Raw genomic sequence first — 15,276 nt, forward strand, 5'->3', positions numbered from 1 at the left:
TACACGGCTGATGCTCCACCCCGTGGATCGGATCCGCCGTGGTCCAGGGGCAGTCGGCCGCCGGGGAAATTCAGGCGGCCTCGGCGCACCGTCCCGGTACAGTCGCGCCGTGCCCGAGCTGGAGCGGCTGCGTGCCGGACATGCCCCGGCGGTCCTGGCCTTCGAGCTGGCGAATCGCGCCTACTTCGCTGCCTCGGTCCCCGACCGCGGCGATGAGTTCTACGACCGGTTCGCCGACCGGTACAGCGCTTTGCTGGCTGAGCAGGAGTCCGGTGTCTGCGCCTTCTACGTGCTCGTTGCCGAGGACGGAGCGGTCCTGGGCCGGTTCAACCTGTACGACCTCGAGGACGGTACCGCCGAAGTCGGCTACCGGGTCGCGCAGCACGTCGCCGGCCGCGGTGTGGCGACCGCGACCGTCCTGGAGCTGTGCCGGCTGGCGGCGGCGCGCCATGGGCTGTGCACGCTTCGGGCGGCCACCGCCCACGACAACACCGCTTCGCAGAAGGTGCTGACCAAGGCCGGGTTCGTCCCTGTCGGCCCGGCCGGCCCGGCCGACCTCGGCGGTAAGTCAGGCACCTGGCATCAGCGTGACCTCGTCCCCCGGCGGTAGACCGCGATCTTGTCGGCGGGGCGGCTGGGAGGCGGGTGCGGCCACCGCTGATCATCTGGCTGTGAATACCCCCGGGGTGAGCTGATCCCGCTCACCTGCGACGAGTCCCGGCGACTGGTCACGACATCCGTCGTGCGGTCCGTGCACGGTGCGGCCCGCCGGCTCCGCTGGTCCGCCTGGCGACGCCGACACCAGCCGGGCCTCAGGGCACCAGGAGCGGTGCGCCGGCCGACCGTCGCCGCCGGCACGCCGCCATCCGGAGATGAAGATCACCATCTACGGCTGGGGCACCGACGCATGGCCGGCCGGTGTGGCCAACGCGCCCGTACACCCGCTCCGTTCACTCTTCGCGGCGGCCTCCCGTCCCGCTGCCCGTCACCCGCACGGATGGTCCGCGTCGTCCGTGAGGTGACGGGCGGCGGGATTCGTGCCGTGCGGGCATCGCCGCTGGTGCCGCGCACGATTCCGGCCGCAACGGGCCCGTCTCGTGCCCTCTCCGGGTGACACGGCGCCACGTTCGCGGTGCGCTCGTATGGAGTGTCGCGTTATGACCGCTTCGCTCGGATCGAGAAAGATGTGCGTCCGCCGTTGAGTGTGTTGCTGAGGTAAGGGGCTCGCTATGGGTGCGTCGCCGCATGCGTTCACCGTTGTAAGGGGCCGTGGATACCGGCCCGAGCAGGTCGACAAGGCGGTCGCCGGGCTGATCGGGCAGCGCGAGGAGGACCGGAGACGCATCGCCGGACTCGCCGCGCGGGAGCGCGAACTTGCCGCGGAGGCCGAGCGGTTGAGGGGCCTTGCCGAATCGCTGCCGCCGCAGACGTACGAGTCGCTCGGCGGCCGGGCCCGCCGGCTGCTGTCGATGGCCGAGGCGGAGGCGGCCGATGTGAGGGCGGCGGCGCAGGCGGAAGCGGAACAAACCGCGGAGGAGGCCGAGTCGTACGTTCGCGCGGTCCGCGAGGCCGCGGAGGAAGAGGCGGAGCTGCTGCGGAGGGAAGCGGCCGCCGCCGCGGCCCGCAGCCTCGCGGCGGCGCGCAGTGAGGCGGAAGCCGTGGAGGCGGCCGCGCGCGAGGCTGCGGCGGAGACGCACCGGGCGGCGGAGGAGGTGCTGCGGGAGACAAAGGCGCACTGTGCCGCGACCCTGGCCGGACAGGAGCGGGACCAGGCTGCCGAGTCGGAGGAGGCGGAACGCGAACTCGCGGAGCGGAAGCGGGCCGTCGAGGCGTACGTCGGTGAACTAACCGACCGGGGCGAGCAGTTGATGGAGGCTGTGCGGCGCGAACGCGAGGAGGCGGAGGAGGACGCACGGCGCTGGCAGGAAGAGGCTCAGGCCCGGGGTGCGAAGCTCCACGCGGGTGCGCGGGTGCGCGAGGAGGCCGTCGAGCGGGAGACGGAGCGTGCGCTGTGGGAGCACGCCGAGCGCGCGGCGGAGATGAGGCGGCACATGGCGCGCGTGCGCAGCACGTTGGCGTCGCTGACGGGACGGACGTTCGCACACGGCGGCGAGCAGCAGGAGCGTCCGGAGCAGGAGGCGGGGGACGCGGGGCCCGGCGGGGGCAACGGGCCGGGTGCGGCGTCGGGTGAGGAGTCCGCCCCGTCCGAGGTGGTCACCGTTCCGGGGCAGGTCCGGGGCCGCGGACGCTGAACGTCCGCCGTAGGGTTGCGGGTTGCGGGCGGGCAGCGAGCCGCGGGTGCGGATTGCCGTGACCCCCCCCCGGTCCCTCGCCCCGGACCGCACTCATTCAAGCAGCACGGCACGGGACTCCGAGCCCCGCTCCGAACCGCGAATTCCCGCCCCGCGGAACTCACTTCGGCGGAACTTGCGGTGGCGCGCTCATCGGCGCGCCCTCAGCGGCGCCTCGCCCCGGCGAGCAGCCGCGCCTCTGCGGCCAGGTACTCGGCGCGTGCGCGCTGCCGTGCGCGCCGGCCGCCGGTGAAGGTGACCGCCCAGCCCAGGAAGAAGCCCACGGGGATGCTGATCATGCCGCTGGTGATGAGCGGGAAGACGTCGAAGTCCCTCTCGGGGAAGAGGGACTGGGACGTGCCCGAGACGGTCGTGGAGAAGGCCGTCACCACGATCGCCGTGGCGGTGCCGCCGATGAGCGTCGCCACCAGCCCGGCGCGGGTGAAGCGCCGCCAGAAGAGGCTGTAGACGAGTGCCGGTGCGATGGCGGACCCGGCGATGCTGAAGGACAGGATGATCAGCGCCCGCAGCCCCCTGTCCTGGACGAGTACCGCCAGCGCGATGGCGGGTGCGCCGACGGCGAAGGCGGCGACCCTGGCGACGAGCAGCTCGCGCCGCTGCGGGGGTTCACCGCCGCGGGCCAGCACGTGCGCGTACAGGTCGTGTGCGAGCGAGTTGCCACAGGCGAGGATCATCCCGGCGACGGACGAGAGCAGCGTGAGGAAGACCGCCGTCGAGACGGTGGTGAAGACGAACGTGGAGAGGGCGGCCGAGTCCGCGAGGATCGCGCGGGCCAGCTGGAGGATCGCCGTACTGCCCTCCGGGCCGCCCGCCGCGAGGACTTCGCGGCCGAGGAGTGCCGTGGCCCCGGCGCCGATGACCGCGATGAGCAGCGCGAAGACCGCCATGATCATGACGGCGTACGACATCGCGCGCCGGATCTCGGGTGCGTTCCGGGCGGTGTACATGCGCATCGTCACATGGGGCAGACAGGCGGCGCCGAAGACGACGGTCAGCGAACTGGCGACCAGATCGGCCTTGCCGATGGTGGTGGGTTCGATCAGCAGCCCGGAGCGTGCGTACGCGGATCCGCCTCCGCTGCCGGCGTTGGCGAGGGTGACGAGCCGTGAGGGGTCCCAGCCGACCTTGTCCATGACGAGCAGCGCGAGCATCAGCGAGGCGCCGAAGAGCACCACCAGCTTGATGATGTGGATGAGTGCGGTGCCCTTCATCCCGCCGATCGCCGCGTAGCCGATCATGAGTCCGCCGAGGGCGACGATCGTCGCCGTACGGACGGAGGAGCCCTCGAAGCCCAGCACGAGCGTGACGAGATGGCCGGCGCCGGAGAGCTGGAAGACCATCAGGGGCAGCAGCGAGGCCAGGGTGACGGCACTCGCGGCGAGGCGCACCGGGCGGCTGGAGCCGCGGTGGGTGAGAGCGTCGCCCATGGTGAACCGCCCGGCGTTGCGCAGGGGTTCGGCCAGCAGAACCATCAGAAGCAGCAGCGACAGGGCGGTGCCCAGCGCGAGCAGCAGCCCGTCGAAACCCGCGAGCGCGATGATGCCGATCGTGGACAGGACGGTGGCGGCGGAGATGTAGTCGCCCGCGATGGCGAGGCCGTTGCGCAGCGGGGCCAGGGTGCGGAAACCCGTGTAGAACTCGTCGAGGTCGTCGCGTTCGGCGCTCGTCATGATGCACAGCAGCAGCGTGACGCTGACCAGAGCGGCGAAGATCGCGAAGGAGAGGGACTGCGAACCGGCGTCTACGGAGCCCGGGTTCACCCGCTTTCCTCCTCGCTCTCGCGCCGTTCCTCGTCGGCGATGCGCACTCTGTGCGACATGGGGTCGACGGTGACGCGGGCGAAGAGCTCGTAGGTGAGGACCGTCAGCAGGGTGATGGGGAGCAGCAGCAGTCCGAGGAGGACGCCGAGGTTCACGGCGCCGAACACGGAGTGTGCCATGAGGCCGGGCAGGTATGCGGTCATGGCGAGGTAGACGGTGAAGTAGCCGAGGACGGCCACGGTCATGCTGCGGCGCAGCCACTTGTAGGCGCCGCGCAGCCGGCGAAGTTCGGTGTCGGCGCGGGCCGGGACGGTCGGGGGGTGGGCCGGCGGCGGGCCGTACGAGGGGCGTGGGGGGTGGGCCGGCCGGGGTGGATGTGAGGGTGAGGACGGATACGCTCCGTAGTCGTCGAAGAACCCGCGTTGTTCGCCGCGGCTGAAGGCCATGCACGCCTCCCCTCCCGTACGGGGCCGAAACGCCCGAGGTTGACCGCACGTTACTGGCGAGTGTCGGTTCGTAGGAAGGGTCGTACGGAAATCTGTCACATTTCCAGCATCGTCACTGAAGGTCATGGCTCCGTCGCGGTGCCGCCGGAACACCCCTAGGGGTCGCTCCACCTGTACCCGGCCCTGCGGAATCGTCCTGGAGCAGGACGAGGGCGCCGCTTGCGGTGCCTAGGCTCCGTTCACGGAGTCGGCGGGGCCTGCCCGGCCCGGCCGGTCGGGGAGCCGGCTTCGGCGGCATCCGTCGCCGGGCAGGGTGGGGCAGACCCCCGCTCCGGAAGAGGTACGGGCACCATCGCGGCGCGCGTCCGCGCACCGGGACACTCCAGGAGAACTTCACTGACGTGCGCGGCGGCAGGGGCCGCCGCGCGGTCGCACGACGGCGGGAACCGCCGGGAGCACCGGACGGGGAGAGGAACACACACCATGACAACGGCTGTAGCGGACCCCAGGAGCGGGGGCAGCGGGACGCATGCGGCCGTTGCGGCCTCCGCCCGCGGGCTGGTCAAGGCGTACGGGTCGGGCGAGACGCGGGTCGTCGCGCTCGACCACGTCGACGTGGACATCGCGCGTGGCGCGTTCACCGCGATCATGGGGCCTTCGGGTTCCGGCAAGTCGACTCTGATGCACTGCCTGGCCGGCCTGGACTCGGTCACCGAGGGGCGCATCCGGATCGGCGAGCAGGAGATCACGGGTCTGAAGGACAAGAAGCTGACGAAGCTGCGGCGGGACCGGATCGGCTTCATCTTCCAGGCGTACAACCTGCTTCCGACACTCAACGCCCTGGAGAACATCACCCTTCCCATGGACATCGCGGGCCGCAAGCCCGACAAGGAGTGGCTGGAGACGGTCATCGCGACCGTCGGGCTGGAGGAGCGCCTCAAGCACAGGCCGACCCAGCTCTCCGGCGGACAGCAGCAGCGGGTCGCCGTCGCACGTGCGCTGGCGGCACGCCCCGAGATCATCTTCGGCGACGAGCCGACCGGCAACCTCGACTCCCGTGCGGGCGCCGAGATGCTGGGATTCCTGCGCCGTTCCGTCGACGAGCTGGGGCAGACCATCGTGATGGTCACGCACGACCCGGTGGCCGCCGCGTACGCGGACCGCGTGCTGTATCTCGCCGACGGGCGCATCGTCGACGAGATGTACCGGCCGACCGCCGAGGCCGTGCTGGACAAGATGCTGCGCCTCGCGGAGAGCACCGACCCGGAGGCGGTCGCACAGCCGGGTGCGGCCCCCGCCGCGGGCCCGGCCGGGCACCGCACCCCTGACGGGCCGGCAGCGTCCGGCGACTTCGACGACGTTTTCGAGGTCCGGCCGGACGGCAGTGGACGCCGCGCCGGCTTCGGCTCCTTCGGCGCCAACGGGAGTCGGCCGTGACCGTGTTCAAGGCATCGCTGCGCAACTTCTTCGCGCACAAGGGGCGGATGGCGCTCAGCGCCGTCGCCGTTCTGCTGTCCGTGGCGTTCGTGTGCGGCACGCTCGTCTTCACCGACACCATGAACACCACCTTCGACCGGCTCTTCGCCTCCACCGCGGCCGACGTGACCGTCAGTCCGAAGAAGGCCGGCGAGGGCGGCGGAGGCGGCGGGGGCGGTCAGGGCCCCCGCTCGGCCACGCCGCGCACCCTGCCGGCGTCGGCGCTGGCGAAGGCGCGGGAGGCCGAGGGCGCCGCGTCCGCGGAAGGCGTGGTCTCCAGCGAGCAGGTCACGGTCGTCGACGGCGACGACAAGAACATCGGCTCCACCACCGGCGCGCCCACCATCGCCGCCAACTGGACCTCGGACGACCGCAGGACGATGGAGGTCACCTCGGGGCACGCCCCGCGCGGTGCGTCCGAGGTCATGGTCGACGCGGACACCGCTGAGAAGCGTGGGCTGAAGATCGGCGACGAGCTGCGGACCATCGCCGCCACCGGCGACTTCTCCGCTCGGATCTCCGGCATCGCCACGTTCCAGGTCACCAACCCCGGTGCCGCGATCGTCTACTTCGACACCGGGACCGCCCAGCGGCAACTGCTCGGCGGCACCGGCTCGTACACGGGCATCGCGGTCACCGCCGAACAGGGCGTCACGCATGCCCTGTTGAAGAAGAACGTGACCGCGGAGCTGGGGCGGGCGAGTACAAGTACCAGACCCAGAAGGAGGCCGCGGACTCCGGCCGGGAGGAGGTCGCCTCCTTCCTGGACGTGATGAAGTACGCCCTGCTCGGCTTCGCGGGCATCGCGCTGCTGGTGGGCATCTTCCTCATCGTCAACACCTTCTCGATGCTGGTCGCGCAGCGCACTCGTGAGATCGGCCTGATGAGGGCGATCGGGTCGAGCCGCCGGCAGGTCAACAGGTCCGTGCTGATCGAGGCGTTGCTGCTGGGCGTCGTGGGTTCCGTGCTGGGCGTCGCAGCCGGAGTGGGACTGGCGGTCGGGCTGATGGAACTCATGGGCCTGCTCGGCATGAACCTGAGCACGTCCGAGCTGACCATCGCGTGGACCACGCCCGTAACCGGACTCGTCCTGGGCGTCCTGGTCACACTGCTCGCGGCGTATCTCCCGGCCCGCCGCGCCGGCCGGGTCTCCCCGATGGCGGCGCTGCGGGACGCGGGCACTCCCGCGGACGGCAGGGCGGGGGCGGTGCGTGCGGTCCTCGGCATCCTGCTCACGGGCGGCGGCGGTGCCTGCCTGTACGCCGCGACGCAGGCGGAGAAGGCGGACCAGGGGTCGGTGTACCTCGGAGCGGGCGTCGTTCTCACGCTGGTCGGGTTGGTCGTCTTCGGGCCGGTCCTCGCGGGCGCGCTGGTGCGTGTGCTGTCGGTCGTGACGCTGCGGCCGTTCGGCGGCCGGGTGGGGCGTCTGGCCGAGCGGAACGCGCTGCGCAACCCCCGCCGTACGGGCGCCACCGCCGCGGCTCTGATGATCGGGCTGGCGCTCGTCGCGTCGCTGTCGGTCGTGGGGTCCTCGATGGTCGCGTCGGCGACGAGGGAGCTGGACCGCTCCGTCGGCGCGGACTTCATCGTCCAGTCCGACAACGGCCAGCCGATCACTCCCGCCGTGGAGGAGAAGCTGAAGGCTTCGGAGTCCCTGAAGACGGTGACGTCCTACAAGATGGTCGCCGCCCGCATCACCACTCCGGACGGCAAGTCGGGCAACGAGGAGCTCGTCGCGACGGACCCCTCGTACATGAAGGACCTGCGCCGTGAGGTGCAGTCCGGGGACCTGAGCGCGGCGTACGGCCGCGACTCCATGTCGGTCGGCGCGGCCTACGCGAAGGAACACGGCGTCAGGACGGGCGACAAGCTGAAGGTCGCGTTCGCGGACGGCCGCACGGTGAAGCTCACCGTCGCCGCGGTGACCAATGAGGAGACCGGCGTCGACAGGGGCGCGATGTACACCGGCATCGACACCGCGCGCCGCCATCTCCCCGAGGCCCAGGTGCCGCCCACCGTGATGATGTTCGGGTCGGCGCAGAACGGCGAGGAGGACGCCGCGTACGCGGCGCTGAAGAAGGAGCTGAAGCCCTACCCGCAGTATCAGGTGCGCGACCAGGCCGACTTCAAGGAGACCCTGCAGGACCAGGTGGGGCAGATGCTCAACATGGTCTACGGGCTGCTGGCGCTGGCGATCATCGTGGCGGTTCTGGGAGTGGTGAACACGCTCGCGCTCTCCGTCGTCGAACGGACCCGCGAGATCGGCCTGATGAGGGCCATCGGCCTCGCAAGGCGTCAGCTGCGGCGCATGATCCGCCTGGAGTCGGTCGTCATCGCGCTCTTCGGCGCCATGCTCGGGCTGGGCCTGGGAATGTGCTGGGGCGCGGCCGCGCAGAAGCTGCTGGCGCTGGAGGGGCTGAACGTTCTGGAGATTCCCTGGCCGACGATCGGTGCCGTCTTCGTCGGCTCGGCCCTGGTGGGTCTGGTGGCGGCGCTGGTCCCGGCGTTCCGGGCGGGCCGGATGAACGTACTGAACGCGATCGCGACGGAATGACGCGGACGGCAGGGGCGGGGCCGGCTTCGGTTCCGCGCCGGTTCCGCGCCGGTTCCGCGCCGGTTCCGCGCCGGTTCCGCGCCGGTTCCGCGCCGGTTCCGCGTCTGCTCCGCGCCGGTTCCGCGTCTGCTCCGCCCCGGCTCGTCACCGGCCCTCCGGGCACCGGCTCCTTCCGTTCCCGGCCGGCGCCGGGGGTGTCGTCGTCACCGGTCCCTTCCCGGCACCGTCACCTCGTCACCGGTCGGCACCGGAGCCGTTCTGCCCCGGGGACAGGGGGAGGGGCGCTGCTACGGCGATGGCGCGACGCTGAGCGGCTTGCCCGTGTTTCACGCCTTTCTTTCCATATGACCGCTCAATACTGAGTCGGCCCGGCACTCGCCGGGCCCGAATCGGAAAGAGAGGGACGAATGGCAAAGAACCGGATTCTCGGCGTAGGTGCGCTGACACTGGCCCTTGTGGCCGGAGGCGGCTGGGCCGCGCAGGCCGAGACGGCGCCCGCCCACAAGCCGGCGGGTCACGACAAGATCCACGGCTATGAGGTCGTACGGCTGGCCAACCAGAACGTGCCCAACTTCCAGCGCAGGACCGTGATGTGCCCCAAGGGCAAGAAGGTCCTCGGCGGCGGTGCCGAGGCCCGCGGCAACGAGGCGATCCTGGTCGGCAGCTTCCCCACCGACGACAACAGGGGCTGGATCGGCCTCGGGCGGCAGTCGAACAACTCCACGGTCGGCATCAGCGTCTTCGCGATCTGCGCCTACCCCCGCTGAACGCCGGCCGCTGCTGACCGCCGCTGATCAGGATCGAGCGGCGAGTGCACGCGCTGTGACCGAACGTTTGCGCCGGCACCGGCCGCCCGGCCGGACCCACCAGGTCACCGGGCCGCCGGTGCCTGCTGCTGCGGGGCACCGCGGGCCCCGCGCCCCGGGCCGTGAGCAGGCCGGAGGGATATCGCGGCCACGTCCGTCGGCGGGCCGCCGTAGGCTTGGAATCCCCCGGAACGTCCGCGCCGCGCCGTTGCGGGGCGTTCGCGTTGCCCACCCCCCGACGGGAAGCCACCCCAGATGAGTCTCACCGGACTGCTCGACGCTCTCTCGCGCGACCCCGCGCTGACGGAGGCCGTCGAGGCCGCCGCCGACGGCAACCGGCACCACGTCGACCTCGTCGGCCCCGCCGCTGCCCGGCCCTTCGCGGTGGCCGCGCTCGCCAGGTCGGCCGGCCGTCCGGTGCTGGCCGTGACCGCCACGGGCCGCGAGGCGGAGGACCTGACGCAGTCCCTGCGTTCCCTGCTGCCGCCCGAGACCGTCGTGGAGTACCCGTCGTGGGAGACGCTGCCGCACGAGCGGCTCTCGCCCCGCTCCGACACCGTCGGGCGCCGCCTCGCCGTGCTGCGCCGCCTGGCCCACCCCGACGAAGCGGGCGACGCGGGCACGGGTCCGGTCAGCGTGGTCGTGGCGCCCGTACGGGCGGTGCTCCAGCCGCAGGTCAAGGGCCTGGGGGACCTGGAGCCGGTCGCCCTGCGGCAGGGGCAGAGCTGCGACATGGGCGAGGTCGTGGACGCGCTGGCCGCGGCCGCCTACTCCCGCGTGGAGCTGGTCGAGAAGCGCGGTGAGTTCGCCGTTCGGGGCGGCATCCTCGACGTCTTCCCGCCCACCGAGGAGCATCCGCTGCGCGTGGAGTTCTGGGGCGACGAGGTCGAGGAGATCCGCTACTTCCGCGTCGCCGACCAGCGTTCGCTGGAGGCCGCCGAGCACGGGCTGTGGGCGCCGCCGTGCCGCGAGCTGCTCCTGACGGACGACGTGCGGCAGCGGGCCGCCGCCCTCGCCGAGAAGCACCCCGAGCTCGGCGAGCTGCTGGGGAAGATCACCGAGGGCATCGCCGTCGAGGGCATGGAGTCCCTCGCGCCCGTCCTCGTCGACGACATGGAGCTCCTGCTCGACGTCGTACCCAAGGGGACGATGGCGCTGGTGTGCGACCCGGAGCGGGTGCGCACGCGGGCGGCGGACCTGGTGGCCACCTCGCAGGAGTTCCTCCAGGCGTCCTGGAGCGCCACCGCGATGTCCGACCGCGCGGAGGCTCCCGTGGACCTCGGTGCGGCGTCGCTGTGGGGCATCGCCGACCTGCGCGAGCACGCCCGCGAGCTGGGGATGATGTGGTGGTCCGTCAGCCCCTTCAGCTCCGGAGCGGCCTCCGGGAGCGACCTCCCCGAGGGCCGGGCGGCGGAGGACGACGACGGCGCCGACGTCCTGCGGCTGGGCATGCGTGCCCCCGAGAGCTACCGCGGGGACACCGCACGCGCCCTCGCCGACACCAAGGAGTGGCTGTCGGCGGGCTGGCGGTGCGTGTACGTCACCGAGGCCCACGGCCCCGCGGTCCGCACGGTCGAGGTCCTCAGCGGCGAGGGCGTCGCCGCCCGCCAGGAGGCCGACCTGGGAGAGATCGCCCCCTCCGTGGTGCACGTGGCGCGCGGCAGCCTCGACAACGGCTTCATCGCGCCGGATCTGAAGCTCGCGGTGCTCACCGAGACCGACCTGTCGGGGCAGCGGGCCGCGGGCCGCGAGGCCGCCCGCATGCCGGTGCGGCGCCGAAAGCAGATCGACCCGCTCACGCTCGTCCCCGGCGACTACATCGTCCACGAGCAGCACGGCGTGGGCCGCTACGTCGAGATGGTCCAGCGCACCGTGCAGGGCGCCACACGCGAATATCTGCTGGTGGAGTACGCGCCCGCCAAGCGCGGCCAGCCCGGCGACCGCCTCTTCGTGCCCACGGACCAGCTGGAGCAGGTCACCAAGTACGTCGGGGGCGAGCAGCCCTCGCTGCACCGTCTCGGCGGTGCCGACTGGACGAAGACGAAGGCCCGGGCGAAGAAGGCCGTCAAGGAGATCGCGGCCGACCTGATCAGGCTGTACTCGGCACGCATGGCGGCCCCCGGCCACAGCTTCGGAGCGGACTCGCCCTGGCAGCGCGAACTGGAGGACGCCTTTCCGTACGCCGAGACGCCGGACCAGCTGACCACCATCGGAGAGGTCAAGGAGGACATGGAGAAGTCCGTCCCGATGGACCGGCTCATCTGCGGCGACGTCGGCTACGGCAAGACGGAGATCGCGGTGCGGGCGGCGTTCAAGGCCGTGCAGGACGGCAAGCAGGTCGCGGTGCTCGTGCCCACGACGCTCCTGGTCCAGCAGCACTTCTCCACTTTCACCGAGCGCTACGGGCAGTTCCCCGTCAACGTGCGGGCGCTGTCCCGCTTCCAGACGGAGTCGGAGGCGCGGGCGGTCGTCGACGGCCTGCGGGAGGGCACGGTCGACGTCGTCATCGGCACGCACCGCCTCTTCTCCTCGGACACCAAGTTCAAGGACCTGGGCCTGCTCATCGTCGACGAGGAGCAGCGCTTCGGCGTCGAGCACAAGGAGCAGCTGAAGAAGCTGCGGGCGAACGTCGACGTGCTGAGCATGTCCGCCACCCCCATCCCGCGCACCCTGGAGATGGCCGTGACCGGCATCCGCGAGATGTCGACGATCACGACTCCGCCCGAGGAACGGCATCCGGTGCTGACGTTCGTCGGCCCGTACGAGGAGAAGCAGATCGGCGCCGCCATCCGCCGTGAACTGCTGCGCGAGGGCCAGGTCTTCTACATCCACAACCGTGTGGAGTCCATCGAGCGTGCCGCGGCGAGGCTCCGCCAGATCGTGCCCGAGGCGCGGATCGCCACCGCACACGGGCAGATGTCGGAGCAGACGCTGGAGCAGGTCGTCGTGGACTTCTGGGAGAAGAAGTTCGATGTGCTGGTGGCCACGACCATCGTCGAGAACGGCATCGACATCTCCAACGCCAACACCCTCGTCGTCGAGCGCGGCGACAACTTCGGCCTCTCACAGCTCCATCAGCTGCGCGGCCGCGTCGGCCGCGGACGTGAGAGGGGCTACGCCTACTTCCTGTACCCGCCCGAGAAGCCGCTGACGGAGACGGCGCACGAGCGCCTCGCCACGATCGCCCAGCACACCGAGATGGGCGCTGGCATGTACGTCGCGATGAAGGACCTGGAGATCCGCGGAGCCGGCAACCTCCTCGGCGGCGAGCAGTCCGGCCACATCGCGGGCGTCGGCTTCGACCTGTACGTCCGCATGGTGGGCGAGGCCGTCGCCGACTACCGCAACGCGCTGGAGCAGGGCGGCGAGGTGGAGGAGGCGCCGCTGGAGGTCAAGATCGAGCTGCCGGTCGACGCCCATGTGCCGCACGACTACGCACCTGGCGAGCGGCTGCGCCTTCAGGCGTACCGGGCCATCGCCTCCGCCAACTCCGAGGAGGACATCGCCGCCGTGCGGGAGGAACTGGCCGACCGCTACGGACCGTTGCCGGAGCCGGTGGAGAACCTGCTGCTGGTGGCGGGGCTGCGCATGCTGGCGCGCTCCTGCGGCGTCACCGACATCACGCTTCAGGGCAACAACGTGCGCTTCACGCCCGTCGAGTTGCGCGAGTCGCAGGAGCTGCGCCTCAAGCGGGTCTACCCGGGGTCGGTCATCAAGAAGGCGACGCGTCAGGTACTGGTGCCGCGGCCCAAGCCGGGCGGCATCGGCGGCAAGCCCCAGGTGGGGCGCGAACTGCTGGCGTGGGTGGGGGAGTTCCTCACCACTGTTCCGGGGGCGTGACTCGGGGGCGCCGGACCGTCCGTCCGCGCGTCAGGGGTGTTCGAAGCCGACCTCGGGGTTGGCCGCTGAGGGACCGTTCAGCAGCGGCTGCGGGATGCCGCGCAACTGCCGGTCGAAGAAGGCGCCGACGTAGTCGCGGGCCTGCCCGAGCCCTCCGGCAGCCCCCTGACCCGATGTAGGGGCAGCCGGGGGCGACCGGGGCGTTTGACCCGGGGCGCTTGCCGGGAGTGCGCGCGGCGCTCGCCAGGAGTAAGTCGTCGCCACGAGTGGGAACATGAGAGCGAACGGGCGGCCGGCCGGCTCCCCGTGCCAATGAGCCGCCCTCCGACGGGAGTTCCGCCGTGCCAGGTCGCCCGCCCGCCCGCGCCGTTCCCGCCGTCGGGCTCTCCCTCCTCGTGTGCCTGCTGGGCGCCGCGTGCCAGGGTGCCGTCGGCGGCGGCGCGGACCCGGGGAAGTCCGCCGGCCCCACGGCACGTGGTTCGTCCACGCCCACCGACGGCGGACCCGGCCCCTCGGACGGCTCCGGTTCCGGCTCCCACGCCGTCAGCCCGTTCGCCAATCCGGACGGCAGCAAGCGGGGCCTCGCACCGGTCACTTCGGACGCCGAACGCAAACGCGCACGCGCCCTGATCGACACCCTCCACACCAAGGGCCGCGGCCCCAGGACCGGTTACGAGCGCGAGGCGTTCGGCTACGCATGGAAGGACACCGTCGACGGCGTCCCGCTGGGGCGCAACGGCTGTGACACCCGGAACGACGTCCTGGCCAGGGACGGGCTGAAGCTGGTGCGCGAGCAGGGCTCGGACTGCGTCGTCGTCTCCATGACCCTGCACGACCCGTACACCGGCAGGACCGTCGAGTGGCGCAAGGAGCGCGCCATGGAGGTCCAGATCGACCACGTCATGCCCCTCTCCTACGACTGGCAGATGGGAGCCGCCCGCTGGAGCGAGGACGAACGGGAGCGCATAGCCAACGATCCGCTCAATCTCCTCCCGGTGGACGGCTCGTCCAACAGCGCCAAAGGCGACTCGGGACCGGCGTCCTGGCTGCCTCCCGACAAGCGCATCCGCTGCGCCTACTCGGTGCGCTTCGCCCAGGTCGCCATCGAGTACGAGCTGCCCGTCACCGCGCCGGACAAGCGGACGATGCTGAGGCAGTGCGGGGGTTGAGGAGGCCGGCGGCGCCGGCCGCGGCACGTCTCGTCGCCCGAATCGTTGTCCGGATGAAAGCCGAAGCGGTGGTCTCCACCACTTCCACTACTTAACATCGATCAACGCCGAGGTCGTGCACCACCGTCGCACGCCCCTAGCCGCCGTCCGGGAGACTCGATGCACAGCAGCACTGAAGGAAGCCGTCGCCGCAGGTCCGCGCTCACCGTCTCCGGTGCCGCCGCGCTGCTCGTCGCAGCGCCGCTGCTCACCGGGTGCGGCGACGACGCGCACCCCGGTGCCGCTGCCGTGGCGGGCGGTGAACGCATCAGCATGGCGCAGCTCCAGGCGAAGGTGGAGGCGGTACGGAACGCGCAGCGCGCGGCCCCCCAGGGCGCGGAGATGATCAAGGGCAGTGGCCAGCTGACGCGGGCGGCGCTCGACGGCCTGATCCGCGAGCGCATCGTCGAACGCGCCGCGAAGGACGCCGGGGTGTCCGTGACGCGCCGCGAAGTGGGCGAGTACCAGGCCCAGTTGCGGAAGCAGGCCGGCGGGGAGAAGAGGCTGAAGGACGCGCTGCTCCAGCAGCAGGCCGTCGCTCCCTCGCAGATCGACGGCTGGATGCGCATCCAGGTCTCCGTGGACAAGATCGCGAAGGCCGGCGGCATCGATCCGCGTACGCCGCAGGGCAACGAGGCGCTGCGGAAGAAGTTCTCCGAGACCTCCGAGAAGCTCCACATCAGCGTCAACCCCCGCTACGGGAAGTGGGACGTGCAGGCCGCCACGCTCGGCAACCAGACGGAGCCGTGGCTTCGGGACCTGACCGGCAGGCAGCAGGACCGGCAGCAGCAACAGCAGCAGCCGCAGATGTGACGAACCGCCCCGGCGCCGGGGCGGTTCGGGCGGGGCGGCGGCCGGGAGCGGTGCTCTCCGG

General features: G+C 71.6%; 11 protein-coding genes and 1 pseudogene. 9 read left to right on the plus strand and 3 right to left on the minus strand.

Features of this window, described 5'->3' with window-relative positions:
- Window positions 1-109: 109 nt before the first annotated feature.
- The 3 genes from EV375_RS23685 to EV375_RS23690 all read left to right on the plus strand — a co-directional run bounded on the left by EV375_RS23685 (window position 110) and on the right by EV375_RS23690 (window position 2,252).
- Entirely contained in the window at window positions 110-610 is a 501-nt protein-coding gene (locus EV375_RS23685; protein ID WP_130301416.1) for a GNAT family N-acetyltransferase, read from the plus strand.
- A 262-nt stretch (window positions 611-872) separates the two neighbouring features.
- On the plus strand, window positions 873-1,022 hold the full coding sequence (locus tag EV375_RS29260) for a hypothetical protein (protein ID WP_165434812.1): 150 nt from the start codon (window positions 873-875) through the stop codon (window positions 1,020-1,022).
- A gap of 207 nt (window positions 1,023-1,229) precedes the next feature.
- Window positions 1,230-2,252: a cellulose-binding protein gene (locus EV375_RS23690; RefSeq protein WP_207228244.1), complete on the plus strand. Its 1,023-nt coding sequence runs from the start codon at window positions 1,230-1,232 to the stop codon at window positions 2,250-2,252.
- 203 nt (window positions 2,253-2,455) lie between these two features.
- Here EV375_RS23690 and EV375_RS23695 read toward each other — a convergent pair whose 3' ends face one another.
- A complete protein-coding gene (locus EV375_RS23695) occupies window positions 2,456-4,072 on the minus strand; it encodes a sodium/solute symporter (RefSeq protein ID WP_486588671.1) in 1,617 nt (538 codons plus the stop codon).
- Window positions 4,069-4,518 carry a DUF485 domain-containing protein gene (locus tag EV375_RS23700; protein WP_165434813.1) on the minus strand — a complete coding sequence of 150 codons (450 nt, stop codon included), beginning with the start codon at window positions 4,516-4,518 and terminating at the stop codon, window positions 4,069-4,071. Before EV375_RS23700 ends, EV375_RS23695 begins: the two co-directional genes overlap by 4 nt.
- A 483-nt stretch (window positions 4,519-5,001) precedes the next feature.
- Between EV375_RS23700 and EV375_RS23705 the strand changes: the two genes are divergently transcribed.
- The 4 genes and pseudogenes from EV375_RS23705 to mfd all read left to right on the plus strand — a co-directional run bounded on the left by EV375_RS23705 (window position 5,002) and on the right by mfd (window position 13,194).
- Window positions 5,002-5,955: an ABC transporter ATP-binding protein gene (locus EV375_RS23705; protein WP_130301418.1), complete on the plus strand. Its 954-nt coding sequence runs from the start codon at window positions 5,002-5,004 to the stop codon at window positions 5,953-5,955.
- Window positions 5,952-8,548 (plus strand): annotated as a pseudogene (locus EV375_RS23710) (ABC transporter permease). The gene EV375_RS23705 and the pseudogene EV375_RS23710 overlap by 4 nt, the downstream one beginning before the upstream one ends.
- A gap of 407 nt (window positions 8,549-8,955) precedes the next feature.
- A complete protein-coding gene (locus tag EV375_RS23715) occupies window positions 8,956-9,315 on the plus strand; it encodes a hypothetical protein (RefSeq protein ID WP_130301419.1) in 360 nt (119 codons plus the stop codon).
- A 294-nt stretch (window positions 9,316-9,609) separates the two neighbouring features.
- A complete protein-coding gene (gene mfd, locus EV375_RS23720; RefSeq protein ID WP_130301420.1) occupies window positions 9,610-13,194 on the plus strand; it encodes a transcription-repair coupling factor in 3,585 nt (1,194 codons plus the stop codon).
- 30 nt (window positions 13,195-13,224) lie between these two features.
- Here mfd and EV375_RS23725 read toward each other — a convergent pair whose 3' ends face one another.
- The gene (locus EV375_RS23725) at window positions 13,225-13,458 is read right to left on the minus strand and encodes a hypothetical protein (RefSeq protein ID WP_130301421.1); all 234 of its coding nucleotides are present in this window, start codon (window positions 13,456-13,458) and stop codon (window positions 13,225-13,227) included.
- 77 nt (window positions 13,459-13,535) lie between these two features.
- Here EV375_RS23725 and EV375_RS23730 point away from each other — a divergent pair, with 77 nt between their 5' ends.
- Together EV375_RS23730 and EV375_RS23735 are read left to right on the plus strand one after the other, a co-directional pair.
- Window positions 13,536-14,363, plus strand: a complete 828-nt coding sequence (locus EV375_RS23730; protein WP_486588672.1) for an HNH endonuclease family protein — start codon at window positions 13,536-13,538, stop codon at window positions 14,361-14,363.
- Between the two features lie 159 nt (window positions 14,364-14,522).
- Window positions 14,523-15,215 (plus strand): SurA N-terminal domain-containing protein, encoded by a 693-nt coding sequence (locus EV375_RS23735; protein ID WP_130301422.1) that lies wholly within the window; start codon window positions 14,523-14,525, stop codon window positions 15,213-15,215.
- Window positions 15,216-15,276 lie beyond the last annotated feature (61 nt).

This window comes from Streptomyces sp. CNZ301 (assembly GCF_004217425.1).

Excerpts from the sequence above, each read along its gene's own strand:
- EV375_RS23705 (WP_130301418.1), top strand. The coding sequence starts at position 5,002 with ATGACAACGGCTGTAGCGGACCCCAGGAGCGGGGGCAGCGGGACGCAT.
- EV375_RS23735 (WP_130301422.1), top strand. The coding sequence starts at position 14,523 with ATGCACAGCAGCACTGAAGGAAGCCGTCGCCGCAGGTCCGCGCTCACC.
- EV375_RS29260 (WP_165434812.1), top strand. The coding sequence starts at position 873 with ATGAAGATCACCATCTACGGCTGGGGCACCGACGCATGGCCGGCCGGT.
- mfd (WP_130301420.1), top strand. The coding sequence starts at position 9,610 with ATGAGTCTCACCGGACTGCTCGACGCTCTCTCGCGCGACCCCGCGCTG.
- EV375_RS23690 (WP_207228244.1), top strand. The coding sequence starts at position 1,230 with ATGGGTGCGTCGCCGCATGCGTTCACCGTTGTAAGGGGCCGTGGATAC.
- EV375_RS23715 (WP_130301419.1), top strand. The coding sequence starts at position 8,956 with ATGGCAAAGAACCGGATTCTCGGCGTAGGTGCGCTGACACTGGCCCTT.
- EV375_RS23700 (WP_165434813.1), bottom strand. The coding sequence starts at position 4,518 with ATGGCCTTCAGCCGCGGCGAACAACGCGGGTTCTTCGACGACTACGGA.